The sequence below is a fragment of the Actinoplanes sichuanensis genome (genome assembly GCF_033097365.1).
Taxonomy (GTDB): Bacteria; Actinomycetota; Actinomycetes; order Mycobacteriales; family Micromonosporaceae; genus Actinoplanes; species Actinoplanes sichuanensis.
Map to the genome: position 1 here is coordinate 2862226 of NZ_AP028461.1, position 24272 is coordinate 2886497.

Annotated in this window: 23 protein-coding genes and 1 pseudogene; 14 read left to right on the forward strand and 10 right to left on the reverse strand. The window is 70.4% G+C overall.

From position 1 onward, the window contains the following. Positions 1–235: 235 nt before the first annotated feature. From Q0Z83_RS12730 to Q0Z83_RS12745, 4 genes and pseudogenes are all read right to left on the reverse strand, one after another. A complete protein-coding gene (locus tag Q0Z83_RS12730) occupies positions 236–442 on the reverse strand; it encodes a hypothetical protein (RefSeq protein WP_317794088.1) in 207 nt (68 codons plus the stop codon). Positions 443–659: 217 nt separating this feature from the next. Continuing rightward, complete coding sequence (locus Q0Z83_RS12735; protein WP_317794089.1) at positions 660–1112, reverse strand: hypothetical protein; 453 nt, start codon at positions 1110–1112, stop codon at positions 660–662. Positions 1113–1440: 328 nt separating this feature from the next. Continuing rightward, positions 1441–1636: pseudogene (locus Q0Z83_RS12740) on the reverse strand (DUF397 domain-containing protein). 11 nt (positions 1637–1647) lie between these two features. Further along, entirely contained in the window at positions 1648–2544 is an 897-nt protein-coding gene (locus Q0Z83_RS12745) for a helix-turn-helix domain-containing protein (RefSeq protein ID WP_317794090.1), read from the reverse strand. Between the two features lie 383 nt (positions 2545–2927). Here Q0Z83_RS12745 and Q0Z83_RS12750 point away from each other — a divergent pair, with 383 nt between their 5' ends. From Q0Z83_RS12750 to Q0Z83_RS12770, 5 genes are all read left to right on the forward strand, one after another. After that, on the forward strand, positions 2928–3116 hold the full coding sequence (locus Q0Z83_RS12750) for a hypothetical protein (RefSeq protein WP_317794091.1): 189 nt from the start codon (positions 2928–2930) through the stop codon (positions 3114–3116). A 461-nt stretch (positions 3117–3577) separates the two neighbouring features. Beyond that, on the forward strand, positions 3578–6670 hold the full coding sequence (locus Q0Z83_RS12755) for an FtsX-like permease family protein (protein ID WP_317794092.1): 3093 nt from the start codon (positions 3578–3580) through the stop codon (positions 6668–6670). Beyond that, entirely contained in the window at positions 6667–9720 is a 3054-nt protein-coding gene (locus Q0Z83_RS12760; protein WP_317794093.1) for an FtsX-like permease family protein, read from the forward strand. The genes Q0Z83_RS12755 and Q0Z83_RS12760 overlap by 4 nt, the downstream gene beginning before the upstream one ends. Positions 9721–9722: 2 nt before the next feature. After that, complete coding sequence (locus tag Q0Z83_RS12765; protein ID WP_317794094.1) at positions 9723–10220, forward strand: hypothetical protein; 498 nt, start codon at positions 9723–9725, stop codon at positions 10218–10220. 105 nt (positions 10221–10325) lie between these two features. After that, positions 10326–11114 carry a GNAT family N-acetyltransferase gene (locus tag Q0Z83_RS12770; RefSeq protein ID WP_317794095.1) on the forward strand — a complete coding sequence of 263 codons (789 nt, stop codon included), beginning with the start codon at positions 10326–10328 and terminating at the stop codon, positions 11112–11114. A gap of 108 nt (positions 11115–11222) precedes the next feature. Here Q0Z83_RS12770 and Q0Z83_RS12775 read toward each other — a convergent pair whose 3' ends face one another. Continuing rightward, positions 11223–11708 carry a hypothetical protein gene (locus Q0Z83_RS12775; RefSeq protein ID WP_317794096.1) on the reverse strand — a complete coding sequence of 162 codons (486 nt, stop codon included), beginning with the start codon at positions 11706–11708 and terminating at the stop codon, positions 11223–11225. Positions 11709–11839: 131 nt separating this feature from the next. On the opposite strand from Q0Z83_RS12775, the gene Q0Z83_RS12780 reads away from it, so the two are divergent. Continuing rightward, positions 11840–12001, forward strand: coding sequence for a tetratricopeptide repeat protein (locus Q0Z83_RS12780; protein ID WP_317794097.1), 162 nt, complete (start codon positions 11840–11842; stop codon positions 11999–12001). A 202-nt stretch (positions 12002–12203) separates the two neighbouring features. Further along, a complete protein-coding gene (locus Q0Z83_RS12785) occupies positions 12204–13910 on the forward strand; it encodes an amylo-alpha-1,6-glucosidase (protein ID WP_317794098.1) in 1707 nt (568 codons plus the stop codon). On the opposite strand, the gene Q0Z83_RS12790 is transcribed toward Q0Z83_RS12785, so the two are convergent. The 4 genes from Q0Z83_RS12790 to Q0Z83_RS12805 form a co-directional block, all read right to left on the reverse strand. Beyond that, positions 13900–14919 carry a LacI family DNA-binding transcriptional regulator gene (locus tag Q0Z83_RS12790; protein ID WP_317794099.1) on the reverse strand — a complete coding sequence of 340 codons (1020 nt, stop codon included), beginning with the start codon at positions 14917–14919 and terminating at the stop codon, positions 13900–13902. The genes Q0Z83_RS12785 and Q0Z83_RS12790 overlap by 11 nt on opposite strands. 236 nt (positions 14920–15155) lie before the next feature. Beyond that, the gene (locus tag Q0Z83_RS12795; protein WP_317794100.1) at positions 15156–15875 is read right to left on the reverse strand and encodes a TylF/MycF/NovP-related O-methyltransferase; all 720 of its coding nucleotides are present in this window, start codon (positions 15873–15875) and stop codon (positions 15156–15158) included. A gap of 130 nt (positions 15876–16005) precedes the next feature. Further along, complete coding sequence (locus Q0Z83_RS12800; protein WP_317794101.1) at positions 16006–17868, reverse strand: sensor histidine kinase; 1863 nt, start codon at positions 17866–17868, stop codon at positions 16006–16008. A 56-nt stretch (positions 17869–17924) separates the two neighbouring features. Further along, complete coding sequence (locus Q0Z83_RS12805; RefSeq protein ID WP_317794102.1) at positions 17925–18275, reverse strand: hypothetical protein; 351 nt, start codon at positions 18273–18275, stop codon at positions 17925–17927. Positions 18276–18377: 102 nt separating this feature from the next. Here Q0Z83_RS12805 and Q0Z83_RS12810 point away from each other — a divergent pair, with 102 nt between their 5' ends. Then, positions 18378–19001 carry a response regulator transcription factor gene (locus Q0Z83_RS12810; protein WP_317794103.1) on the forward strand — a complete coding sequence of 208 codons (624 nt, stop codon included), beginning with the start codon at positions 18378–18380 and terminating at the stop codon, positions 18999–19001. A 75-nt stretch (positions 19002–19076) separates the two neighbouring features. On the opposite strand, the gene Q0Z83_RS12815 is transcribed toward Q0Z83_RS12810, so the two are convergent. Continuing rightward, complete coding sequence (locus Q0Z83_RS12815) at positions 19077–19583, reverse strand: RICIN domain-containing protein (RefSeq protein ID WP_317794104.1); 507 nt, start codon at positions 19581–19583, stop codon at positions 19077–19079. Between the two features lie 367 nt (positions 19584–19950). On the opposite strand from Q0Z83_RS12815, the gene Q0Z83_RS12820 reads away from it, so the two are divergent. The 6 genes from Q0Z83_RS12820 (at position 19951) to Q0Z83_RS12845 (ending at position 24262) form a co-directional block, all read left to right on the forward strand. Beyond that, on the forward strand, positions 19951–20826 hold the full coding sequence (locus Q0Z83_RS12820) for a L,D-transpeptidase (protein ID WP_317794105.1): 876 nt from the start codon (positions 19951–19953) through the stop codon (positions 20824–20826). An 86-nt stretch (positions 20827–20912) separates the two neighbouring features. Next, entirely contained in the window at positions 20913–21347 is a 435-nt protein-coding gene (locus Q0Z83_RS12825; RefSeq protein WP_317794106.1) for a DUF6153 family protein, read from the forward strand. An 87-nt stretch (positions 21348–21434) separates the two neighbouring features. Next, entirely contained in the window at positions 21435–22085 is a 651-nt protein-coding gene (locus Q0Z83_RS12830; RefSeq protein WP_317794107.1) for a DUF305 domain-containing protein, read from the forward strand. 239 nt (positions 22086–22324) lie between these two features. Next, the gene (locus Q0Z83_RS12835; protein ID WP_317794108.1) at positions 22325–22930 is read left to right on the forward strand and encodes a CueP family metal-binding protein; all 606 of its coding nucleotides are present in this window, start codon (positions 22325–22327) and stop codon (positions 22928–22930) included. A 154-nt stretch (positions 22931–23084) separates the two neighbouring features. Continuing rightward, positions 23085–23291, forward strand: coding sequence for a heavy-metal-associated domain-containing protein (locus Q0Z83_RS12840; RefSeq protein WP_204299584.1), 207 nt, complete (start codon positions 23085–23087; stop codon positions 23289–23291). A 2-nt stretch (positions 23292–23293) separates the two neighbouring features. After that, entirely contained in the window at positions 23294–24262 is a 969-nt protein-coding gene (locus Q0Z83_RS12845; protein ID WP_317794109.1) for a hypothetical protein, read from the forward strand. Positions 24263–24272 lie beyond the last annotated feature (10 nt).

Consider the following 24272-nt stretch of genomic DNA (forward strand, 5'->3'; position numbering starts at 1 on the left):
GGCGAAGCGACCGCCCGTCTTTCCCCGTGTGACGGAGTGCAGAAGTGACTGCTTCCCTACTTCCTGCTATAGAGACGATTCCTCCTCCTATAGAGGTAATAAGGGAAACTCTCACTTCTGCACTTCGTCGCGCTGCTTTCGGGATTCCTCGCTCCCGTCTGAACGCCTCCGGCGCTCTCGGCCCACTTTCGCTCAGTCCTACCGAGGGTTCGGTTCCTGCCGATCGTCCGCCCGCTCAGAAATTCACTGACGGGAGATCGACCGCGTCCGCCTTCCCGGCGCGGTCGTGCCGCGTGATGTCCGCGGCGCTCAGGGTGCCCAGCAACCGCGGTGCGGCTCCCGGTGTGTCTGCGTTGTCGGCTGCCCGGACGGGCGCCGCCGGTGACATCGCCACGAGGACGGCCACCGCGGCCGTCCCGGCGAGGAATCTCAACCTTCGCACGGTGTTTCTCCTGGGTTTGAGGTCGTGAGGACAGGTCTTGCCCAGGAGGGGAATCGACGCCAAAGCCTGGCCAGGCATGGTTGATCCGGATCGCCCCGCTTCCCCCGCCTTGGAGCGCATTCAAGCACATCGATTTAAATCAGGTTGTCCCGTTCCCGGCGCACTTCACCATTCGCATCGCCGGCGCCGGATCACTCGGCGGTTCGACGGCGTGTCGTCAGCCGTCGACTGCGGCGGCCCGGATCGCCCGGAGCTGTTCGGTGCGGCGCTCGGCGCGGCGTCGTGAATAGGAGCCGAGGGCGGGGATGACGGCGGCCGGGGTGCCGTCCGGGCCGATCAGGACCGGTCCGTGAATGGCGGCCACCAACCGGTAGTCGATCACCGCACACTCGATCGACGCGACCGCCGACCACGGAAGGTACTCGTCGCGACTGTCGATCTGGCCCCGGATGTGAATGCCCTCGACGTCGAGGGTCGCCCCGAGCCGAACCGTCCGCCACATGCCGAAAAGGCTCGCGGGCACGAAGACCACGCCGAGGATGACGGTGAACCAGTCGCGCTCGGCGAATGCTCCACCGGCCAGATAGGTCACCCCGATCGCCCCGAAAAAGCCGATGATCAGAAGCAGAAGAACAATCTGGCCGTACGGCCGAACGACCACCCGAGCCACGACGATCATGCTATCGGGCCCAGGCTCGTACCAGTCGAGAAACCGGCCACGGGCGCGCTCTACGCGCCGAGCGGCTCCCATTCGGCGAGGTGGGTTTCGGCTGCGCCGTGGTTGGCGGTGATCTGCACCCGGTAGCGGGGTGGGCGGTGGCGTTCTTCACCATCGAGACGCACGCCGCCCGATAGTCGAAGTTGCGCACCCCTTCTGGTAGGCGCCGCCGAACGGCAGTGGAAAGACCTCAGGCCATTGATCTTGGTGCAAGGGCCTGAAGAACCCCCCGAACGTCGCTGGGTTAGTCCGGGGGACCCTCGATCAGAGTACGGGGCTCTCAGGCGTTGAAGTCTCCGCGCTTGACGTCAGCGAGGAACGCGGACCACACGTCAGGAGCGAACGTCAGCGTCCCCCCCGTCACGGTCCTTCGAGTCTCGGACGGCAACGACGTCCGGCAGGTTGTCGGCTACTTCTACGCAGTCTCCGCCGTTCGAGCCGCTCCGGCGGCTCTTCCTGTAGACGGCCCCGGTCAAGTCATGGTCACTCACGGCGCACTCATCTCCCCTGTAAGACTCTGAACCTTCACGTTGGATTCTCCCTCGCTCAGCGCCAGCGCTGACAGCGCGGCCCATCCCTGCTCGTACACGTCCAGCTCTTTCGGTCGGTCCAGGTACAGGGCGCCCGTCAGGGATTCGCTGTAGACAGTGGGCGGTTCGCCCCGGTCGCCATTCATCGTCGGGAATTCAAGGATGGTGAAGGCGCCAGAGACGGACGCCCGGTGCGGCCCGGCTGAGGTTGGCAGAATACGAACCGACACATGCGGTAGCTCGTTCGCCTTCAACAGGTGCCACATCTGTTGGTGCATCGCACCGGGCGTCTTGAGTTCGGCGCGTAGCGCCGATTCGGCAACGATGACTTCTAGCTGTGGAGGGTCGGGGAAATGACGGGACAGCAAGCCCTGACGCTCCCGGCGGATTTTGATCCGCCGCTCCAGTTCGGTCTCGGTGAGATCGGGTCCGTCGGCACGGAGAACGGCCTCCATGTAAGCCGGGCCTTGAAGTAGCCCGGGAATCAAAGCCGGTTCATACTTTCGAATGCGACTGGCCGCAGCCTCAAGCCCGATATAGAGATCGAACCAATCCGGAACGGCCTCTCCGTAAGAGGCCCACCAGCCCTTACTTTTCGTTTCTCGGGCGAGACTTACTAGAGCCTCGGTCATCTCAGGGGTAGCGTCGTACAGCTCACAGAGCGCCTTTACATCGATGCCCCGTACCGGCGACTCGCCTTTCTCGATCCGCCAGATCTTCTGTGTCGAGCACTCAAGATGCGCGGCGGCAGCCTCAATGGTGATCTTCCGGGGCTGTGCTCCCTCGCGGAGCGAGCGTAGGTACCGGCCGAGCTGTCGCCGGGGGACCGTGCTTCCAGCGCTGTCACCGTCCACTGGTGGCGCTCCTTCCATGCCGTGACCCCGTGACGGCGGCCGTGGAATGTACGTGACCTCCCTCATGGAAGGTTTACCGCGTGATCTAGAGGTTTTCTAGGTATCACCGCGTGTTTTCTACAGTGGAATATTGCACCAATGAGTGGCGGCCGCACAGCATCGATCCAGACGTGGCGGCTGCTGTGGCATCTCCCCCGGTGGCCGTCACGTCCCTCAAGCGACGACGGTCGGTCAAAGGTTGGCCCCTCGGGTCGGCCGTCGTCATCAACTCAGTGACGACGGGAGGCGAAGGCATGTCCTTCGAAGCGGTGACGACGGCTGGGCCGGCGGATGCGGCGCAGAGTCCGGAGCACACTGCCTCTCGTCCCACCTGGGACTGTCGGGTGTGTGGTCAGCCATGGCCGTGCGCGCCGGCGAAGGTGGGCCTACTCGACGACTACAGCGCCTTCCCGTCGCTGCTGATGCTCTACCTCTCTTCCCAGATGCATGCCTGCTGGGAGGACTACGCGGCCCGTACCGGCGACGTCCCGCCCGACCTGGGCGAGCGGTTCCTGTCGTGGGCCAGGCGGTGAACGACGATGACCACAGAGTCGGGGAACATGCTGCCGCGAGCGGTCCCTCCGGCACGCATCGGGGAACGGCGATCGGCCGTGTGCGGCTGTGGCAGCCCGATCGTGACCAGCTGCTTCGGCTGGGTGCACGGGCAGAATCTGTGGGTGAGGTACGGCACTTGCCGGAACGCCGCTCCGAGGACCGGCGACCAGCGCGAACGCCAACCGGGCCGACCAGCGGGGATGCCGGTTGTTCCGCTGGTCCTCAATGATGACGGCAGTCGCGACAACCAAAAGCCGATCGATCGACCACGGCAGCGCGTACGCGACCACCGGCTGTTCCCCCTACCGGATGGCTACGTCGGCGATGTGCCGGAACGATGACGCGCGGGTTGTCAGTACAAACCCGCCGCAGATCCACACTGCCCCCCACATGCTGTGCCTATCGCGTAGCGTGCCCGTTGATCGGGGGAAGGTGAAGCTTGTTCGCGCTCGTTTTCGACGCGGTGCGGGCGCGAACCGCGCAGGTACTGGCGATCTTTGTGCTGACCGCGCTGGCGGCCACCGTCGCTGCCGCCGGTCCCTGGTATGCCTACGCGTCCGCGACCCGCGCCGCGGAGGCACAGTTGAGCGCCGCCTCGGCGGCCCAGCGCAACGTCTCGATCCAGACCGAGACCACCACCCAAGACGACGCGGCCGACGCACTTCGTCGGTTCGCCGCCGTCGCCGCCGGTGAGCTGTCCAGCGCACGGGACCAGCCGGTGCTCGGGATCCGGGTGCGACTGACCATCGCCCGGACCGGCGGCGACGCGAACATGGCCGTCGCCTACCGCGACGACCTCTGCCGACACGTCCGCCTCGACGGGCCCTGCCCGTCCGCACCCCTGCAGATCGCGATCAGCAACGCCACCGCCCAGAACCTCGGGTTGACGACCGGCGACACACTGACCCTGCTGGACAGGTTGAACACCCCGTTCCGGCTCACGATCGTCGCCCGCTACACGGTGCGCGATCCCGCGGACCCGTACTGGAGCAATCCACTGTACCGGGCCGAGACCCCCGGACTGGACCCGGTCTTCACACCGGTCGAGACCTTCGGCTCCGACCTGCTTTCGGAACCGACACTGACGTACGACGTCCAGGTCCCGCCGGAGCTGATCCGCGGCGACGGCGCGCAGCGGCTCGGTGTCGCACTTGCCGATGCCGAGGTCCGGCTCAACCAGAACCGGCTACGGATGATCACCGGCATCGACACGGTGCTGGAACGCATCGCCCGAGACCGGGACACGGTACGCCGCGGCGTTCTCAGCGCGGGCCTGCAGACGCTGATCCTCACCTGGTTCGCGATCGGGATCGCCGGGCGCTTCACCGGCCGGGACCGGCGTACCGACGTGGCGCTGCTCAAACTACGCGGCCTGAGCCGGGGCGACATCCTGCGGCTGGCCTGGGGACAACACCTGGTCCCGCTGCTGGCCGGTGTGCTGGTCGGTGCACCCGCAGGGCTTCTGCTCGCCGCCGGTCTCGCCGGGTCGGTGCCCCTGAGCGACCTGCCCGCAGCGCTGTCGCTGGTCGGGGCCGCCCTCGCCGCGGTACTGCTCGGTGGCCTGCTCGTGCTGACCATCGGTGAGGCGCTGGTGTTGCGGCAGCCGGTCGCGGTGCTGCTGCGACGCTCGGCGGCCGGACGCTCCGACTGGCGCTCCACCCTGGTCGACCAGGTGCTCGCCGCCCTCGCTGTCGCCGCGGTCTACCAGGCCCGGTCCGGCGGGTCGGAGGACGGCCTCAAGGCCGCCGCGCCCGCGCTCGCCGCGCTGGCCGTGGCGCTGCTGGCCGCCCGACTACTGATCCGCGTCGCCGATCGGGTCGTCGGCGTGGCGTTGCGTGGCGGGCGGCTCCGGCTCGGTCTCACCGCCGTCCAGGTGTCCCGGCAACGCGGCGTCGACCGGGTGTTCGCCCTGATCGTGGTGGCGGTCGCCGGCTTCGCCACGGCGGCCGGCGGGCTGGCCGCCGACCGTACCGTGCGGGCCGATCGCAGCGCCGCGGAGCTGGGCGCCGCCCGGGTGCTCACGGTGGAGGCGTCGAACCGCACGGCGCTGCTCGCGGCGGTCCGGCGAGCCGATCCGGGCGGCCGTGAGGCGATGGCGGTGGTCGCCGACACCACGACCATCCCGCAGGTGCTGGCCGTGGACACCACACGGCTCGCCGCCGTGGCCCAGTGGCGCCCCGAGTTCGGGCCGGTCGGTCTGCTCCCGGACGCGACGGCGGCCGGCGGCCTGAAACCGCTGCCACTGGTCACCGGCGACCGGTTGACCCTCCGGATCCGAAGCGAGGGCACCGCCCCGGTCGCTGTCGAGCTGCTGCTGCAGCACGAGGGCACCGGCCTGCCGGTGCAGGTCGACTTCGGTGTTCTGGCCGCGGGGGAGGGCACGGTCTCGGCTGCGGCGCCCGGCTGCGCCGCCGCGCCCGGCTGTCGCCTGGTCCGCTGGGGACTGACCGCGCCCGGCGGAAGTGGCAAGCCCAACCCGCTCCCATCGGACACCGCGGTGACGCTGCAGAGCCTGCGACAGGACGCCGCGCCGGCGGAGATCCTGGACCCCGCCGCGTTCGGCGACATCGGCCGATGGCGGCCCGCCAACGGGGGCGTCGCCATCGACATCGCCACGACCGGCGACGGCCTGCGGCTGTCCACCGACCGCAACGAGCTGGCAGTGCCGGTGAGCGGCACCGAGGTGTGGGCGTCCGACACAGCGATGCCGCTGCCGGTGGTCCTGGCCGGCTCGGCCCCGGCCGAGTGGCGACTCACCGACCCGCTGCTGAACTCCTTCAGCGGGGTCCCGGCGCGGGTCGCCGGCACCGCGCAGGCCCTGCCCGGGCTGGGAACGACCGGGATCCTCGTCGACCTGGACGCCACCCGCCGCGTCGCGGGGGAGAGCGAGCCGCCCGGCGAGTTCCAGGTCTGGCTCGCCGCCGGCGCCCGCTCGGGCCTGGTGGCCGACCTGACCGCGGCCGGGCTCACCGTGATCGCCGACGACAGCACCGCCCGACGATCGGTCGTCCTCGGCCGTCAGGGACCGGCGGCCGTCGCGCGGTTCGGGCTGCTGGCGGGCGTGGCCGCGCTGCTGCTCGCCGCGGCCACGACGGCCGTCGCCGTCGCCGTCGAACGGCCCCTGCTGCGTGAACGACTCGAGGCGCTGCGGCTGCAGGGACTACCCGCCCCGGTCGCGGTCACCACCGGCCATGCCGGTACGGCCGCACTCGTACTGTCCGGTCTGGCCGTCGGTGTGTTCGCCGCCTCGCTGGTCGGGCCGCTCACCCGGATCGTCGTGCCACCGTTCACCGACGGCTGGGCGGTGCTGCCGCCGCCGACCACACTCAGCGGCGCTGTGCTCGCGCTGTCCGCGCTGGTCGCCCTCGTCGTGCTCGGCGTGACCGGGTGGCTGTCGGTGCGGCCGCTGCTTCGCAGCCTGCGGGCACCCGGCTCGGCGCCGCCCGTACCGCGGCCCGACCGGCCTGCCGGCGGCGTGCCGGCCGGAATCGCGGCCGGACGTGGTGCCGATGCGAAAGAGGACGGCCGATGATCTCGCTGGTCTTCGTCATGCTCTGGCACCGTCGCGGGCAGGCCGCCACCCTGGCACTGCTCGGCCTGCTGGCGGTCACCTCCGCGGTCGCCGCGCCGGCCTATCTGATCGCGGTCGACCGTGCGGTCGCCGTCGGGCAGATCGCCACCGCCGCGCCGAACGAGCTCGGCCTGGTGGCCAGCACGGTCCAGGACGAACGCGTCGCCACCGACGGCACCGGAGACCCCGGCCTGGCCACCGAGCAGGACGGGTTGCAGTTCGGCGACGTGGCCACCGCGCTGGTCGCCATGCCCGGCTTCACGTACGTCTACTCGGCCGAGTACTACGCCATCGGCATCGACTCCAACCCGGCGAACGCCGCACGCTTCGTCTACCGCCAGGACGTCTGCGCCCACCTGCAGATCCTGACCGGCCGCTGCCTGGCCGCCGAAGGCGATGTACTGATCGGTGAACACACGGCCCAGCGCCTGAACCTCAAGGCAGGCGACCCGATCGAGCTGCGGTCGGCCGTACCGAGCCCGAATCCGAAGAAGAAGGCCTGGCTACCCGACGGCAAGCCCCGGCGCCTGCTGATCGCCGGCACCTACCGGCCGACCGAGCCGGCTGCCGGCTACTGGGGCGCCCGCGGCTACTTCACCGCGACACCCGAGACCGGCCCCGGCGAACCGATCTTCACCGCCGCGGTGACGCAGCAGACGATGGACCACGGCCGGATCACGCTGGCGATGGACGGCCGGGCCGGCCCGGCCGCACTGAACCCCGACCGTCTCGACGTGCTCCGGGCCGACCTGCAGAAACTGACCCTGTCCACCGCCGACGTCGGCTTGGCGGTGCAGATCGACACCGGCATGACGGCCCTGCTGGACCGCATCGACGTCGGACAGTCGTCGACTCGGCCGCTCGTGCCGGTGTTGGCCGTGCCCCTGATCCTGTTCGCCTGCTTCACCATCTTCCTCACCGTCGGCTACGGCCTCGAGGGCAGGCAGAGCGAGTTGGCGGTCGTCGCGCTGCGTGGCTCGCGGTGGTGGACGCGGTGGTGGCTGGCGGCCGGCGAGAGCCTGATCGCGGTCCTGGCCGGCGCCCTGTGCGGCTGCCTGATCGGGCAGCTGCTGGTCGACGCGATCGCGGCGATCGTCTTCCCGGACAACGGAGTCTCCTCCGACTGGAGCTCACTGCGCTACGCACCACTGGCGGCGGGGGCGGCACTGCTGTCGGTGATGGTGGCCCAGCGCCGCCAGTTCGTCGGCTCGGTCGCCCGACTGCTGCGCCGCAACCCCTCCACCGCCAACGGCCGATGGGCGGTCGCGGCGGAGGCGCTCGCCGTACTCCTCGCCGTCGCCGCCTCGGTCCAGCTCGTCCTGTCCCAGGGGTCGCTGACCGGGTTGGGCCTGTTCGCACCCGCCATCCTGATGCTCGCCCTCGGCCTGCTCGCCGCCCGCGTCCTGCTTCCCTTGATCAGCCGGTACGCGGTCCGCGCCCTGCAACGCGGCCGACTCGGTGTCGCCCTGGCGGGTCTGCAGCTCGCCCGCCGACCCGGCGCGGGCCGGCTCTTCGCGCTGCTGGTGGCCACCGTGGCCGTGGCCGGGTACGCGGCCTGCGCGGTGGATACCGCCGCCGCCGGCCGCGCCGTCGAGGCGACCCTCGGCATCGGTGCCGACCGGGTCCTCACCGTGCAGACGGCCCAACCCCAACAACTGCTGTCCGCGGTGCGCCGCATCGACCCGGACGGTGACTTCGCCATGGCGGTCACCCGGCTGCCCCCGGGCGTCGCCGCCACCGACACGCCCGGCCTGGCCGTCGACTCCACTCGGTTGGCGGCCGTCGCGGCGTGGCCGAGCGGCGGACCCGACCCGGCCGAGGTCGCCGACCGGTTGCACCCGCAGTCGCTGGCTGCACCGGCGTTCGCCGGCCCGGACATCGCCGTCGACGTGTCGGCGTCCGGCCTGACACCGGGCCGGAACGGCCTGCGGCTGCAGGTGTCGGTCTCGTCGCTGACGGGGCTCGGTGACGCGGTGATCGAGCTCGGCGAGCTGCAGAACCGGCCGGCCACGTACCGCCAGAAGATCGCGGTCTGCCAGGAAGGATGCCGGATCGACGGCATCGGGTTCGCCCGGACCGGCTCGTCTCGCCTCACCGCCGCGGTCGTGGTCCACGGCATGCGCGCCACCGGCCCCGACCGGGAGGTGCTGCCCACGGCCCAGCTGGCCGATCCGAACAACTGGCGGGCGAGCCCGGAGGTACGGCCGGCCCAGGCGCCGGACGGCCTGCGGCTCGAATTCGCCGAGTCGGTCAGCGTCTCCCCGCTGGTGTGGATCAAACCGGCCGGCACCCCCGACCCGATGCCGGTCGCCGTGGCCGGTGGCCGCCTCGCCGGCGACGCCGTCACCGGTCTGGACGGCAAACCCCTGCCGATCACCCACGCCCAGACCCTGCCGGTCGTGCCGCAGCTGGGCCGCCGGGCCGTCCTGGTCGACCTCGAGTACGCGGACCGGACGACCATGAACGCCGGCCTCGGCACCACGCCACAGATCTGGCTCAACACGGCGGCACCGCCGGACATCCTGGACCGGGTCTCGGCACAGGGCCTCACCGTCGTCGCCGACATCCGCTCCGATCAGATACGCCGCCGCCTCGAACAGCAGGGCCCGGCGCTGGCGCTCGGGTTCCACGTGCTCGCGGGTGTGCTGGCCGTACTGCTGGGAGCGGGCGCACTGGTGCTGGCGGCAGCGGTGGACCGGCGCCGCCGGGTCGAGGACCTCTCCGCGCTGCGGACCCAGGGGCTGCGTCCCGGCCCGGCCGGACAGGCGATGCTGTGGACGTACCCGGCACTGGTCGCCGTCGCCGTGGTGATCGGACTGCCGGTCGGGGCGATCGCGTGGCTGGTCACCGGCTGGGCCCTGCCGCTGGCCGGGCCGTACCCTCCGGACCTGCCCCTACCCGGCTGGCCGCGGGTCACCGTGCTGCTCGCGGTGGGTGCGGTGGTCCTGCTGGCGCTCGCCGCCGTGGCCGTCGCCACGGGACGCCACCTGCGCCGGCGGGTAAAACCTTGAACGTGCAGGACGACCATCCGGCGACGGTACGGGTCCGCGGTCTCGTTGTTCCCGACCTGCTGCTCGATCTCCTGCGGGAGGGCAGGTGGAGGCATCCGGGCGAGCCTGCGGTCGCTCGGGTCATGCCCTGGTTCCAGGATCCGCTCGACTTTCTCGGCAGCATCGAGCAGATGGAGCGGGAATCACGGTCGCTCGACCACCTGACCGAGGACGACGAAATGGCGCAGCTGTTCGGATTCGCGCGAGCACAGCCGGCCACCGGTCCGGTCGAACTGCCGTGGCTCGACGTCGACCGGGCCTTCTTCATCGCCATGGCGCGGTACGCCGGTGACGACACCGCGATCGCCCTCGACTACCGAACGAGTTCCTCCGATCCACGAGTCGTCGCCAGCGATGTCTGGAACAGTTCGGCGCCGAACACCTGGCGGACGGTCGCCGACACCTTCTCCGAGTTCGTAGCCGAGCTGCGTCTCGACGGAGCCGACGTCGGCGGACCGTGAACGATGCCCGCCACCCGCACGGCGGGAATGAGAGCGAAGAAAAGGGAATCCGTCGGCGACGAGCGTGTGCCGGTCGTATGAGGAAAGCGAACCTTGATGAGCGACATGAACTCTCTGCACGTCAATCACCAGACGTTCTGGCGCCACATGGCGCGCGGCACCGGAGGTTCGGTACACGAGACCGTCGACGGTCTGCGGATCTTCACCGGCGTCGTCGCGGCGCCGTTCAACCAGATCCACTGCCACGGAACCGACGACGCGGCCGCGATCGACCAGGCCGCGTCCTATTTCGGTGACCGCCGGATGCCGTGGCGGATCGTCTGTGCGGCACCCAGCCCCTCCGCACACCGGTACGCCGAGCAGCACGGCGTCAGCCAGGAGCCGCTGTACCCGATCATGGCCCTCGACCTGACGACCGCGGCCCCCACCCTGCCGTGTCCGGCCGAGCTCACGGTCACCGCGGCGGTGTCGATCGAGGACGTACGCGAGTTCATCGACTGCGCGGGAGCCGCCTTCGGCCACGATCCCGAGCTCATCGAGGCGATGTGCCGGCCACAGACCCTCGCCGACGACGACTTCCGGCTCTACCTCGGCAGGGTGGACGGTCGGTGCGTCGCGATCAGTGTGGGCGTCGGCGTCCGTGAGCACGGCACCATCGGCGCGTATTTCGTCGGGGTCCGGCCCGAGGCCCGCGGTCGGGGTTACGGCCGGGCCGTCACCGAGCGGGCCCTGGCCGACGGAGCAACCTGGGGCGCCCGCACCGCGGTGCTCCAGGCCACCCCGGCCGGATACCCCGTCTACCTCAAGATGGGCTTCGCCCAGGTCGGCGACTACCATCTGTGGGACTTCGCTCCGGCGGAGAGCAGTCAGCGAATCGATTCGTCCAGTCGGTAGATGTCAGGGTTAACGTGTGCTGACATGGAGGCGCTGTCGATTTCTGAGGTGCTGTGCACGGCTGTCCGAGGCCCTCTGCACGGGGTGAAGATCAGAGCGTTGACAGCGTCACAGCTGGTCCACGCCGGTCACGGCCAGCAGCCACTGCGGTTCGTGTTTCGGGGTCAGACCGAGCACCCGTAGTACCACGCCGAGTTTCTCGTCCAGACCGTGCTGTTCCCTGACCTCGGCGAGCTCGCTGAGATTCACCGGCCGGGTTACACCTGACCGACCCTGCACCGTGTAGGCGGCGAGCAGGCACGATCGGGTAGAACCACGGCGGGGTGCCCACCCGTCCTCGATGAAGGTGACGCCGTAGCGATCGTGGACCGCATGCTCCTGCTGGTGCCAGTCGGTCACGGTGAGGTCAGCGTCGGGGATCGTCATGTATAACCGGCCGACGAAGTTGGCTGCGCCGGCTGGGGCGGGGAAGCCGTCCGGGGTGCCGCCCAGCCATGGCAGGTCGAGCAGGCCGTTCCCGTCGACTTCCTCGAACGTCAGGTGGGGGACCGGATGGATCTGGTACCCGAACATCAGCGCAGCGTCGTACCGCATGGTCATCGTGATCCTCTTCTTTTCCGATCATGGCGGTACGGTGCCTGGCCGGATCTGTTCCGGGCGACCCTCACCGCGGGAGATCGCACGGTAAACAGCGGACATCGGGGCGGGGCCGCTGAGGTGCCCGAATGGGGTACGAGTCGGCCGGACGCCTCGTGCAGGCCATCACCCTGCACGAACAGAACCTCACCGACCGGCGGCGGGTCCTCGGCGACGACCACCCCACCACCCTGACCTACCGCAACAACCTCGAAGCGGCTCGTCGCGCTAAGGACGCCCATCTGGGGTAGGCGGAAAGTACATACTCCCGTGCACGGCACCCGGTCAGCCTCGTGGCTTCGTGAAGAGGACTGCGGAAACTGGCAGGCGCTTGACCTCCTTCGAGCGTCGTCTTATGTTCTGTCGAACGGCTTCGCCGAATCGATTCGACAAAGCGGGACCGGTGTGACCGCCTCGCGGTCAAGGACTGAACCGCGAAAGGCCCCGCCACTCATGACCGTCGTCCCCATCGGCCCGGCGTTCGCCGTCCAGGACATCCCGTTCAGTCACCGCGGCTCGTGGTTCGGCATCTCGCCGGTGATCGCCGAGAACATCGTGGCCGACGACCTGCACCTGGTCTCGCACCGCAACGGCATGCACGCGATCCTCCGGTTCATCGTGCTGCCCGGCGCGACCGTCGCCGCCACCCCGGCGTTGTTGAGCTGGCACCACGACGACGGCCGGATCGACCTCGTCTTCGACGATCAAGACACGATTCGGGTACGGGGTCACCGGCTCGGCCTGGACATCGTCGCAGCCGCGGGCACCCTCACCCCGTTCAGTGGCACCTACCTCTACCAGGACCCGGTCGACGGCTCACACGTGTTCACCTCGTACGAGACCGGCCGCCGCTATCGCGTCACGGTCCTCACCGGAGACCTCGAAGCCGTCGACGGACAGCAGACCCTCGGCACCACCCGGCGCGGCTTGACCCTGCCGCCGGACGGGGAGTGGGAGCTGGCGATCGAGGAGTTCGGCACCGCCCGTCGCCCCTACCGCAGTCGAGCCACCTTCGACGAGCTACACCGCAGGGCCCAGACCACGTTCACCGCGTTCGCCGACGCGGTCGCGCCCTGGCGCTCGCCCGCGACCCCGGCCGCCGAGCTCGCCGCGTACGTCCTCTGGTCGGCCACCGTCGACCCGGCCGGCTTCGTCACCCGTCCGGCCGTGCTGATGAGCAAGCACTGGATGGACAAGGTGTGGAGCTGGGACCACTGCTTCAACGCCCTGGCCCTGGCCGCCGGTGAGCCCGACCTGGCCCGGCACCAGTTCCAGCTGCCGTTCGACCACCAGGACGACAGCGGCGCGCTCCCGGACTCCATCACCCACGCCGAGGTCCTGCACAACTTCGTCAAACCACCCATCCACGGCTGGGCCTGGCAGCGGCTACGACACCTCGGCCTGCCGGTCACCCGGCAGGACCTGACGCAGACGTACGAACGGCTGGCCGCCTGGACCCGCTTCTGGCTGGACTTCCGCCGCGCGCCCGGCCACGCACTTCCGCACTACCAGCACGGCAACGACAGCGGCTGGGACAACGCCACCACGTTCGACGGCGACCGGGTGATCGAGAGTGCGGATCTCGCGGCGTTCCTGATCCTGCAGCTGCGCTGCCTGGCCGAGCTGGCCACCGAACTCGGCGACGACGCAGCACCGTGGACGGCGATCGCCGACGAGATCCGCGCCGCCATGCTCGACCAGCTGTGGAACGGCGAACGGTTCGAGGCCCGCGGCGTGCTCTCCGGCGCGCGGCAGCCGAGCACCAGCCTGCTCGACCTGATGCCGATCGTGCTCGGCGACGAGCTGCCGGCGCCGATCACCGCCGCACTGGCCCGCGGTATCGAGCTGCACCTGACCGCGTACGGCCCGGCGACCGAGCCGGTCACCTCGGCGGACTACGCCGCCGACGGCTACTGGCGCGGCCCGATCTGGGCGCCGTCGACGATCCTGATCGAGGACGGTCTGCGCCGGGCCGGGCACAGCGGGCTCGCCGACGAGATCAGTGAACGTTTCCGGGCGCTGTGTGAGAGGTCCGGTTTCGCCGAGAACTTCGACGCCGAAACCGGAGCCGGCCTACGTGACCGGGCCTACACCTGGACCGCGAGCAGCTATCTGATCCTGGCCGCCGCCCACGAGCGGCGTCGCTCGCTCAGCGGCTGACCCGCGGCGCCGGCCCGGTACTCGACCGCAGCGAGATCGGCGGGCGGTACAGGTGACGACCGAGGGGGGTGCCGGGCCCGGCGATGGCCGCCAGCAGCAGATTCACCGCCTCGGTGCCCATCTCGACGATCGGCACGTCCGCGGCGGTCAGTGGCGGCCGGAACTCCTCGGCCCAGTGCTGCGCCGCGACCCCGGTGATGGAGAAGTCGCGGGGCACCACCAGCCCCGCGGTGTCCAGCGCCCGCCGGATGCCCGGCAGCGCGGCCTCGTTGACGGTGGCGATGGCGGTGACCTGCGGATGGGCGGCGAGCAGCTGTTCCACACACATCTCGCCGGACCTGCCGTCGTCCCCGCAGCTGAGCGTGACCCCGTCGAGCCCGCGCTCGGCGACCGCGGCGTCGAAGCCCGCGGTCGCCCGGTGGCCGGGCCCGTACCCGGAGGCGAGCAGCTCGGCGGACCGGTTGATCAGGGCGACGTGCCGGTGACCGAGGTCGGCCAGATGATGGACGCAGCGACCGATCAGCCCGGCGTAGTCGACGTCGACCCAGCTCGTGGTGTGCGGATCGGCGGTGCGCCCGATCGTGACGAACGGCAGCCCGCTCTGCTGGAGCCGGGTCACCCGGTCGTCCTCCAGGCGGATCTCCATGAGGATCACCCCGTCGACTCGGCGGCCGCTCACGATCCGCTCGAACGACCGGTCGTGATCACCGCCGGACGGCGACAGCAGCACATCCATGTCGGCGCGCGCCGCCGCCTCCACGACGCTGGCGACGAACTCGAGCTGCATGCCGGTCAGCCGCCGGCCGGCGGGCGGGATCACCAGACCGAGCGCCTGGGTGCGGCCCTCGCGCAACGCCCGCGCGCTCGCGTTCGGCCGATAGTCCAGCTCGTCGATGACGGCCTGGATCCGCCCGCGGGTGGCGTCCGAGACCCGGCGTCTGCCGCTGAGCACATACGACACGGTGCTGCGGGAGACGCCCGCCCGCTTGGCGATCTCCCCGATGTTCATCCACCACCGCCGTCGAATCGGTTCTCGCGCAAGATTACGAGCGGCCCGCCGGGTCGTCAAACGCCAGGCGGTTCTGAGCGCGTACGACGGAATCTCGTTGGTCTTCGTTTTTCGAAACGAATCGAATCGGTGGGGGGCGACGGCCGTCAGGGCACCGCGGGTAGTACCGCGGCGCCCTGACCACCCGTCGAGATTCGATATCTTGGCACGCCGTGGACGTCGGTTCTTCGCCGTATCTACCAGGTCGACATGAGCCGCCGTCGCCAACGCACCGGTGCGAGAGGAGCGGGCTTGGCCAGCGGCTTGTCGCTGACCACCTGATATAGGGCGCGCCGGTCACTGCGGCTGTCTTTTCCGCTCGGCTCTCGGCCGAACAACGCGAGCAATTCCGTTTTGATACCGTGTCGCGCCGTCCACTCGGTGAAGGCACGCGCTTCCGCGGGATCCGCGCCGAGGAATTCGTCGAACAGCAACAGGCTGCCCGGCCCCAGCAGGGGACGGAGCCATTCCAGGGCGGTCATCGTCGAGCTGTAGAGATCGGCGTCCAGGTGTGCGAGGCTGACCCGCCCGACCTCCGCAGCCAGGGCCGGGGTCAGCGAGTCCTCGAAGAACCCCTTCACGATACGGATCCCGAACAGCCGGGGAACAGGCGTGGCGAAGTTTCCGGCCGGGAGCTTCTCGTAGTCCTCCGGGAGTCCTTCAAAGGAGTCACACGCGAAGATCTTCTTCTTCCACTGCTTTCGGTCCCACAGTTTGGCCCGCCACAGCTCGTCTCGCAATACCCGAGAAGAGTAGCCACGATAGGTACCGAATTCGACGATGTTCCCCGGCGTCGCACGGGACAGGAATACTGCCGTTTCCAGCACCTGCGCACGCGTGGGATACGTGATGAGGCCCCGGCTCCTGGCCCAATCGTCGTCAACGCCGCCCAGAGACAACAATGATTCCACGGTCATGACAGGACAGTAATTCCAGCGGAGTCGCGGAAGGTATCTGCCGACCGGTCGTAGATGTCTGCGCGTAAAAGCGTACGAGCATCGACAAAAGGATTAACTCGAAGGATTCTCCGGTATCGCCGGCGCGGGGTCAGGGCAGCGGGATGACCGCCGACAACCTGGTCCCCGGATGCAGATCGACGAGCCGGAACGTGCCGCCGAGATCCTCGCAGCGGCGCCGCATCGACTCCAGGCCGACACCCGTCGGCGTACTCGCCGCGCCGCCCACGCCGTCGTCGTCCAGCACGACCCGCACGACCGCGCCGACACGTCGCACGTCCACCCGCGCGTGGGAAGCCGACGCGTGCCGGACGACGTTCAGCAGCCCCTCATCGACCAGCCGGAAGACGGCCACCTCGACGGCGGCCGGCACGTCGGCGAGCTCGCCGTCGACGCTCAGCTCGATGACCGGCCCACCGATCTCGTGTCGCTGGACGACCAGGGACAGAGCCGCCGCGAGCCCCCGCTGCAGGGCCGGCGGGTGCAGCCCGTTCACCAGCCGCCGAATCTCCTCCGCGGCGTCGGTCAGGCAGTCGCCGATCTGCTGCAGGTTGGCCCGTCCGTCGGCTGTCCCGCCGTCCGCCAGGCCGACGCTCACCAGCATCCGGGCACCGGACAGGGAGGGACCGACGCCGTCGTGCAGGTCATGCCGCAACCGCTGGACCTCCTCCTCCCTCGCCAGCACGAGACGCTCCCGGGCGGCCTGGAGCTCCCGGGTCAGCCGTACCGACGCCGCCGACGCCGCGAGCTGCCCGGCCAGGTGATCGAGCAGGGCCCGCTCCCGGCGGTTCCACGGCTCGTCGGGGCCCCGGGGCTGGACCACCAGCCGGCCGGTCGGTACGCCGCGGTGGACCAGGTCGACAGTCGACACCGGCCAGTCCCGGCGGCGTCCCGTCGTGCTCTGAGCCGGCGACCGATCGTCGAGATGGATCGCCACATACGGCGCCCGGAAGCCCGCGCCGATCACGTCGACGGCCGCGCGGAGCACCTCGTCCGGCGTGCGGGCCAGACCGATCCGGCGGCTCAGGGCCCCGGCCAGCCGGTACGGGTCGGCGCTCAGCCCGTACAGGGTCCGGCGCAGCAGCGTGTCGATGCGCTGGCGCAGCGGCAGCAGGGTGACCACCGCCACCGCGGCCACCACCGGGGCCGCGCCCGGCAGCAGTCTGGCGGCGACCGCGACGACGGCCGTGTAGCCGGCGATGGCCAGGCAGGCGAACAGGCCGTACGACACCGATCGATGCACGAGCAGGTCGATGTCGTACAGGTGGTAGCGCACGACGCCGACGACCGTCGCGACCGGCACCGCCACCACCACGGCCAGCCAGGTCAGCGGGATCCCGGCGACGGTGTCCAGCACGAGCCCGGTGCACAGCAGCACGGCGTTGCCGGCGGCCCAGATCAGCGGGCCGCGCCGCCCGGCCGGCTCACGGCGGATCCGGGCCACCAGAACGCCCGGCGCGAGCAGCGCGGACCCGGCGAGCACGAGCAGCGCGGCGAGCAGGACCGCGGTGTCCCAGCCGGGTGTCACCGCAATCGGTTCGGCGAGGAAACCGGCGGGCGCCCGGACGGCCAGGTGCGCCAACGCCACCGTACCGGCGACGGTGGCCGCACCCGCGGCACGGGCCGCCCAGCGCCGCAGACGGGAGGCGCCGACACCGTCGGGAAACAGCAGGAGGACCAGGATCAGCAGGCCGGTCGCCGGCCACCACAGCCATTCCCGCGTCCAGAGCAGCGGCCCGGCGTCATCGACCGACGCGGCCAAGGTCCCGGACGCGAGCAGGCCGACGCCGGAGAGCAGCCAACCGCAGGGGTTGCCGGGCGCATACACCGCCACCCGCACACCGAGCGGCACACAGAGCACCGCCAGCAGCCAGTCCGACCACTCCGTGGGCTGGGCGGCGCCCAGGTCCAGCACGGTGGCGCAGAGGCCGACGGCGAGCAGGATCGCGGACACCGAAGCCACCGCCCAAGCGAGCCGGACGGTCGACCGGGTCGCGGCACCGGTTTCGCTCAATGAAAGTTCCCGATGAGACTGTGCAGCAGATTGTGGGCTCGGGTGCCCCGGTTGCCCGGGTCGCCGGCGCCTGGGTCGGCCACGGGGTGTCCGGGCTGGTCCAGCGGCGGGTACCCGTCGCCCGGCACCGACCAGGGCCGACCGTCCATGACGAAGAAGCGCCCGATGGCGGAGTTCAGCTCGGACACGGTGATCTGGCTCGGCGGGATGGTCGGGTGCGCGTGCGGCCAGCCGCCCACCCCCGACCGCGCCTGGACGACCAGGAGGTCCACCCAGGACTGTGCCTCGGTGGTGCCGTCCAGGACGATGACGACATTCGTGGGCTTCGTTGCTTGTGCTGGTTGCATCGGCTCATCCTCATGACCTCAGGTGAGGGACAACAACGCATCGGTAAGCTTTCCGACCGATCGCGGGCCTGCCCGGCCGGCCGGACCGTAGACTCCCCGACCATGTCGTCCCGTAGTGTCCTTGTTGTCGACGACCATCCCGTGGTACGGCGCGGCATGGCCGCGCTGCTGGCCCTGGAGCCCTGGGTGGGCGACGTCCGCCAGGCGGGCACCCTGGCCGAGGCCCGGCAGGCCGCCGACGCCCATCCTCCCGGCCTGGCCATCGTCGACCTGCGCCTGCCCGACGGCGACGGCGCCGAGTTGGTCCGCCGGCTGGCCCGGGCCAGTCCGGCCTGCCCCTGCCTGGTGCTGTCGATGAGTGCCGACAGCCGCGCGGTGCGCTCGGCACTGGACGCGGGCGCCGACGGCTACCTGCTCAAGGACGCTGAGCCCGAGATCATCGTGGCAGCGGCGCGGACGGTGGCGGCAGGCGGCAACGTGTTCGGACCCGGCGTCACGCGCGGTGACTCCGGGCAGCCACCGGCGCCGTTCGACGCGCTGAATCCCCGGGAGCTGCGCCTGCTCCTGCTGCTCGCCGACGGGCACAGCAGCCGGTCCGTCGCCGAGCAGCTCACGATCGCCGAGAAGACGGTGCGTAACCAGATCTCCGCCGTGCTGACGAAGGTCGGCGCCCGCGACCGCGCCCAGGCGGTCCTGATGGCGTACCGGGCCGGACTGGTCCGGTGACCGGCGGTCAAGCGTGCCGGCCCAGGCGGTCGGAGAACGAGCGCGCCGTTGCGTGCCCGCTCTCCGACCGAGCTGCTAGCCGGGGATCAGCCACTGCTGGGCGAGCTGCCCGTTACACCTGCTGAGCCACGCGCCGTTGCCGGGCCAGGGTGATCCGCCGGGCAGCTCGAGGCACTTGTCGCGGGTGCCGGAGATCCGAGAGATCAAGGACGTGACAGCGCCGGGTACGGAAGACCCCGACTCCCAGTTCAGCTCGCTGTTCCGGTTGCACGGCCACTGGCTGGTCTGGATGTGGCCGGCCTCGGTGGGAACGTGCCCGGCCGAGAGACACAGACCGCTGCCGAGGTTGATGTAGTGGAGCCCGTCCCGGGTCCAGCGCTGCGCAGCCGACCCGTCGCACGGCGCCTGCAGAATCAGCACTCCCCGGTTCATCGACTTGCCTTCGGGCTCGAGGCAGACGGTCTGCATCGGATTGCTGATCGTGGAGGGGTTGGCGGCCATGGCCGCCCCCGGAAACGCCAGGACACCGGCGGCGAGTGCCGCGACGCCGCCGAGCGCGGTCAGGAGCGTACGTTTCTGCATTGCGTATTCCTCTCGTAGGTCATTCCTGGCGTCTTTGATCCCGTTGACCGTCATCCGGTCGATGTCCGAGGCCGACCGGTTCATGGATGTCGAGCCTTTCGGTGACCGTTGCGGGATCCACCGTCGTTCCGGACTTCAGTGTTCGAGTCCGCACGTCCCGGGACGAGGGCCACCGACCCGCCCCGGACGGGAATTCCGCCCGATGCAGGGTGGTGGTCACGCCCGGCGACGGCGAGGTCGGTACCAAGCCCGCCTCCGGTTTCGGCAGGCGAAGATCGCACCGCGACTACTCCCCGCAACGGTGCATCCCGGCGGCCCGAGGCGCCGATCTCTCGACTGTCGGGTCGGGCGCAGAGCGGGGTGCAGGGTGTCAGGTTCATCAGCAGCGGCGTACCTGCTGAGCGCGGCTGCGGTGCTCGGCGTGGCTGCCGCCGCCGGCGCGGCCGACATCGCCGACCTGATCGGTTCCACCCCGCCGATCACCACGTCCACGGCCCCACTGCCGACGCAGCAGGCTGCGCCTGCCGGAGAACCGTTCGTCACCGTGATCCGCCACAAAGCCGCCACGGCCTCCGCCGACGAACCTGAGAAGCCCGCACAGGCGACATCAGACCCGGCCACCTCGCGCGCTGCTACGGCGCCGTGCGCGGGCGGCCCCTTGCAATACGACATCGAGAAACACCTGGCTCAGCTCGGCTCGTTCGGCGCGGTGAGCGTCGACGGCCGACAGTCACCGACGGACTGCGCCACCATTCGTGGCTTCCAGCAGCGGTTCGGCATCGAACCTGCCGCCGGGCAGGCCGACGCGACGACCGCTGATGTCGCCCGGCGCATCGACGCGAGTTCTCAGCCGGCGAATCTGCAACGCTGTGACGCCGGCGAGGGGACCACCGCCTGTGTCGATCTGACGCTGCAGACCGCGTGGGTGATGCGTGACGGTGCCGTCGTGGCGGGACCGACGGTCGTGCGGACCGGCTTCGCCGGCCACGCCACCCCGGCCGGGAGCTTCCGGATCAACAAGCGGGCCGAGAAGGAGTGGTCGGATCCGTACGAGGTGTGGCTGCCGTATTGGCAGCGGTTCACCGGCGGCATGGGTTTCCACGAGACGACCACGTACCTGCACGACACCGCCCGCGGCTCGCACGGTTGCGTCAACCTGCTGCACCGCGATGCCGTGGCCGTGTGGGGACATCTGCGGACCGGGGCCCGTGTGCACACGTTCGGGCGTCGGCCCGGCACCTGATCGGTCCGACGGCCGGCATCAGGCCGCCGGCTCGACGGCGACCCGTGGCGGATGGCCGTCACCTCACGCGCGATACCGTGGACGCCGTGACGAGGGCGGCAGCGACCACGGTGGGCCATGCGGCCCGCCTTGCGCTGCTGCTGGCGACGGCTCTCGGGCTGGCGCTGATGCACACCCTCGGCCACACCGGCGTCCGTGCCGACGCGCACCCGGCGACGACCGGCATGAGCACGATCCCGGCGGGTGCCCCCGAGATGCTGTCTGCGGCGGTCACCGCGGCGCAGCCGTGTCCGGACGGGCACTGCGACGGCCACGGCGGGCACGGCTCCGGCGCCTGGAGCGCCTGCCTGGCGATCCTGACCGGGCTGGCCGTGATCGTGATGCTGCTCTGGCTGCTCACCGCAGTCCGCGACCACCGTCTGCTGCCGGTGCCCGCGGTTCTGCGGGCGCTGTCCCCGCGGGCGCCACCGGATCGCACCACCGGGCTCACGCTCGCATCGGCAGCGGTACTGCGCATATAGCAACGCCACCTCGACGGCGACCGGACCAGCGGTCGTGCCGAGGCGTTCGCGCGTACCCGACATCCTGCCGAAAGGTCATGAACCGCCATGATGCGTCATTCCCACCTGCCCGCCACCGTGCTGCGCCGCGGCCTGCTCGCCGGCGCCGCCGTCACCGCCGCCTTCGTGCTGTCGGCCTGCGGCGGCAGCGACCACCCGTCGGGCGACACCGGCATGAACCACGGCGCCACCACCGCCGCGTCCCCGGCCGCGTCGGCGGTCGGCACGTTCAACGACGCCGACGTCACCTTCGCCCAGGCGATGATCCCGCACCACCAGCAGGCCGTGCAGATGGCCGACATGGCCGACGGCCGCGCCGCCGACGCCGCCGTCAAAGAGCTCGCCGGCAAGATCCAGGCAGCACAGCAGCCCGAGATCGACACCATGACCGGCTGGCTGACCGCCTGGGGCAAACCCGCCCCCGCACCGCACATGAGCACCGGCTCCGGCATGGGCCACGGCTCGATGCCCGGCATGATGACCGACGCCGACATGCAAAAGCTCATGGACGCCGAGGGAGCCGCGTTCGACAGGCATTTCCTGACCATGATGATCAGCCACCACGAGGGCGCGATCGAGATGGCCCAGACCGAGGTGGCGCAGGGCTCCAATCCCGAGGCCGAAGCCCTCGCGCAGAAGATCATCACCGATCAGCAGGCCGAGATCACCACGATGAAGACCATCCTCGAACGCCTCTGATCCCGTAGATCCGCGTACGGCCGGGCCTCACGTGCCCGGCCGTCCGCGGCCCACTGGCCGACGCGCCGCAGTGGCCCGCGCCCGGTGACGCTGGGTCAGCGGTCCACCAAACGGCAAGGGTCAGTAACCCATCGGGCTCCTGCAGGTTGGCAGTCAAAAGACGGCAGGATGGCCCGTCCTGGTCCTGACTTGCGCGCCCGGTCAAGCGTGTGACCTCTTTCCGAAGGAGAATCGGGAGCATGAAACGGCTCTTTCTCGTGGGTGCGGTGTCGGTTCTGACCATGGCCGGGTGCACCGGCGCCGACGGTTCTGCCCCCGTTGCCGGACCGGCCGGCGTGACCGTGGCGGCGTCGTCGTCGGCTGAGGCGCAGCCGCTGCTGGCCCGCTACGGCCTGGCCGGCAAGAGCACGGTGGAGGTCATCGACCAGCTCGACCGGTTGGCACCGCAGCAGCGCCCGGCCGGGTTGAAGGCGTCCCTGCGGGTCGGTGAGCTGCTGATCTCCGACGGCGGGCAGGAGTACCGCCTGCCGATCCCCGCCGACCGGTTCTACCTGTCGGCCGGCCCGTACCTGCAGCAGACCCACGACTGCTTCTTCCATGCGCTCACCGGCTGCAAGGGTGAACTGGCCGGCAGGCAGGTGCAGGTCGAGATCGTCGACGATGCCGACGGTGCGGTTCTGGTGGACGAGTCGCGGACCACCTTCGCCAACGGCTTCGTCGGGTTCTGGTTGCCGCGCGACATCACCGGCACTCTGCGGATCACCTCTGACGGCAAGACCGCTGAGTCGAAGATCAGCACCCGCGCAGACGCTCCGACCTGCCTGACCACACTACGACTGGCCTGACCGGCACGTGGCCCGAGGCCGCCCGCTGACCCTTTCCTCGCGCGCCGTGCAGCGCATCACCACCCCGATACTTGATACCCCTGGGGGGTATGGGTATGGTTGGTCGTGGGCGGTGACGTCCCACCGCGCACGTCCAACGGCAAGGGAGATCGTGATGGCTACCCAGACCTACACCGTGACCGGCATGACCTGCTCGCACTGCGTCAACTCCGTCAGCGCCGAGGTCGGCGCGATCCCCGGCGTCACCGACGTCCAGGTCGACCTCGCCTCCGGCACGGTCACCGTCACCAGCGACCAGCCCGTCGACGAGACCGCGGTCGCCGCGGCCGTCGACGAGGCCGGCTACGAACTCGCGAGGTAGTCGTGAACACCGCCATCAAGCTGGGCGGCTTCGGCATCGGGCTGGCGGCCGTCTTCACGGCCGCCCTCGGCCTCGGCAGCCTCTTCCCGGCACCCGCACCCACCACCCCGGCCGCCCACGGCGGCGGCCACACCGACACGACACCCGAGCAGAACACCCCGGCAGCGGTGCTGCCGGCCGGGCTGCAGATCGGCCAGGACGGCTACCGGCTCACCCCACTCAGCGGCAACCTCTCGACCGGTACGCCGCAGCCGTTCCGTTTCCAGATCACCGGCCCGGACGACCGGCCGGTCACCGATTACACGACCAGCCACGACAAGGACCTGCACCTGATCGTGGTCCGCCGTGACCTGTCCGGGTTCCAGCACGTGCACCCCGAGCTCGGCGGCGACGGCGTCTGGTCGATCCCCCTCGCCGTGGCTGCCGCCGGACAGTACCGGGTCTTCGCCGACTTCCAGCCGGCCGGGCACGACGGCCTCACCCTCGGCGCCGACGTCCCCGCAGCCGGCGACTACCAGCCCGCCCCGCTTCCCGCGACCGCCAGGTCCACGACGGTCGACGGCTACACCGTCACCTTGACCGGAGACCTGAACCCCGGCGCTTCGTCGAAGCTGACCCTGTCGGTCAGCAAGGACGGCGAGCCGGTCACCGACTTGCAGCCCTACCTCGGCGCGTACGGCCACCTGGTCGCGCTGCGCGACGGTGACCTGGCCTACCTGCACGTACACCCCGACGGCACTCCCGGCGACGGCCGCACCACCGCCGGCCCCGACGTCGCCTTCCACGCCGAGGTTCCGTCCGCCGGCGCCTACCGGCTCTACCTCGACTTCCAGCACGATGGGAAGGTCCGTACCGCCGAGTTCACCGCCGTCGCCGGAGCCGCCACCGGCGTGCCGAGCGCTACGCCACCGGCCGCCTCCGCCGCGCCGAGCCCGTCCGGACACGGCGCCGACGGCCACACCCACGACTGAAAGGAGAGCG

Excerpts from the sequence above, each read along its gene's own strand:
- Q0Z83_RS12815 (WP_317794104.1), bottom strand. The coding sequence starts at position 19,583 with ATGCAGAAACGTACGCTCCTGACCGCGCTCGGCGGCGTCGCGGCACTC.
- Q0Z83_RS12810 (WP_317794103.1), top strand. The coding sequence starts at position 18,378 with ATGTCGTCCCGTAGTGTCCTTGTTGTCGACGACCATCCCGTGGTACGG.
- Q0Z83_RS12760 (WP_317794093.1), top strand. The coding sequence starts at position 6,667 with ATGATCTCGCTGGTCTTCGTCATGCTCTGGCACCGTCGCGGGCAGGCC.
- Q0Z83_RS12840 (WP_204299584.1), top strand. The coding sequence starts at position 23,085 with ATGGCTACCCAGACCTACACCGTGACCGGCATGACCTGCTCGCACTGC.
- Q0Z83_RS12805 (WP_317794102.1), bottom strand. The coding sequence starts at position 18,275 with ATGCAACCAGCACAAGCAACGAAGCCCACGAATGTCGTCATCGTCCTG.
- Q0Z83_RS12785 (WP_317794098.1), top strand. The coding sequence starts at position 12,204 with ATGACCGTCGTCCCCATCGGCCCGGCGTTCGCCGTCCAGGACATCCCG.
- Q0Z83_RS12770 (WP_317794095.1), top strand. The coding sequence starts at position 10,326 with ATGAACTCTCTGCACGTCAATCACCAGACGTTCTGGCGCCACATGGCG.
- Q0Z83_RS12780 (WP_317794097.1), top strand. The coding sequence starts at position 11,840 with ATGGGGTACGAGTCGGCCGGACGCCTCGTGCAGGCCATCACCCTGCAC.
- Q0Z83_RS12790 (WP_317794099.1), bottom strand. The coding sequence starts at position 14,919 with ATGAACATCGGGGAGATCGCCAAGCGGGCGGGCGTCTCCCGCAGCACC.
- Q0Z83_RS12775 (WP_317794096.1), bottom strand. The coding sequence starts at position 11,708 with ATGCGGTACGACGCTGCGCTGATGTTCGGGTACCAGATCCATCCGGTC.
- Q0Z83_RS12795 (WP_317794100.1), bottom strand. The coding sequence starts at position 15,875 with ATGACCGTGGAATCATTGTTGTCTCTGGGCGGCGTTGACGACGATTGG.
- Q0Z83_RS12835 (WP_317794108.1), top strand. The coding sequence starts at position 22,325 with ATGAAACGGCTCTTTCTCGTGGGTGCGGTGTCGGTTCTGACCATGGCC.
- Q0Z83_RS12830 (WP_317794107.1), top strand. The coding sequence starts at position 21,435 with ATGATGCGTCATTCCCACCTGCCCGCCACCGTGCTGCGCCGCGGCCTG.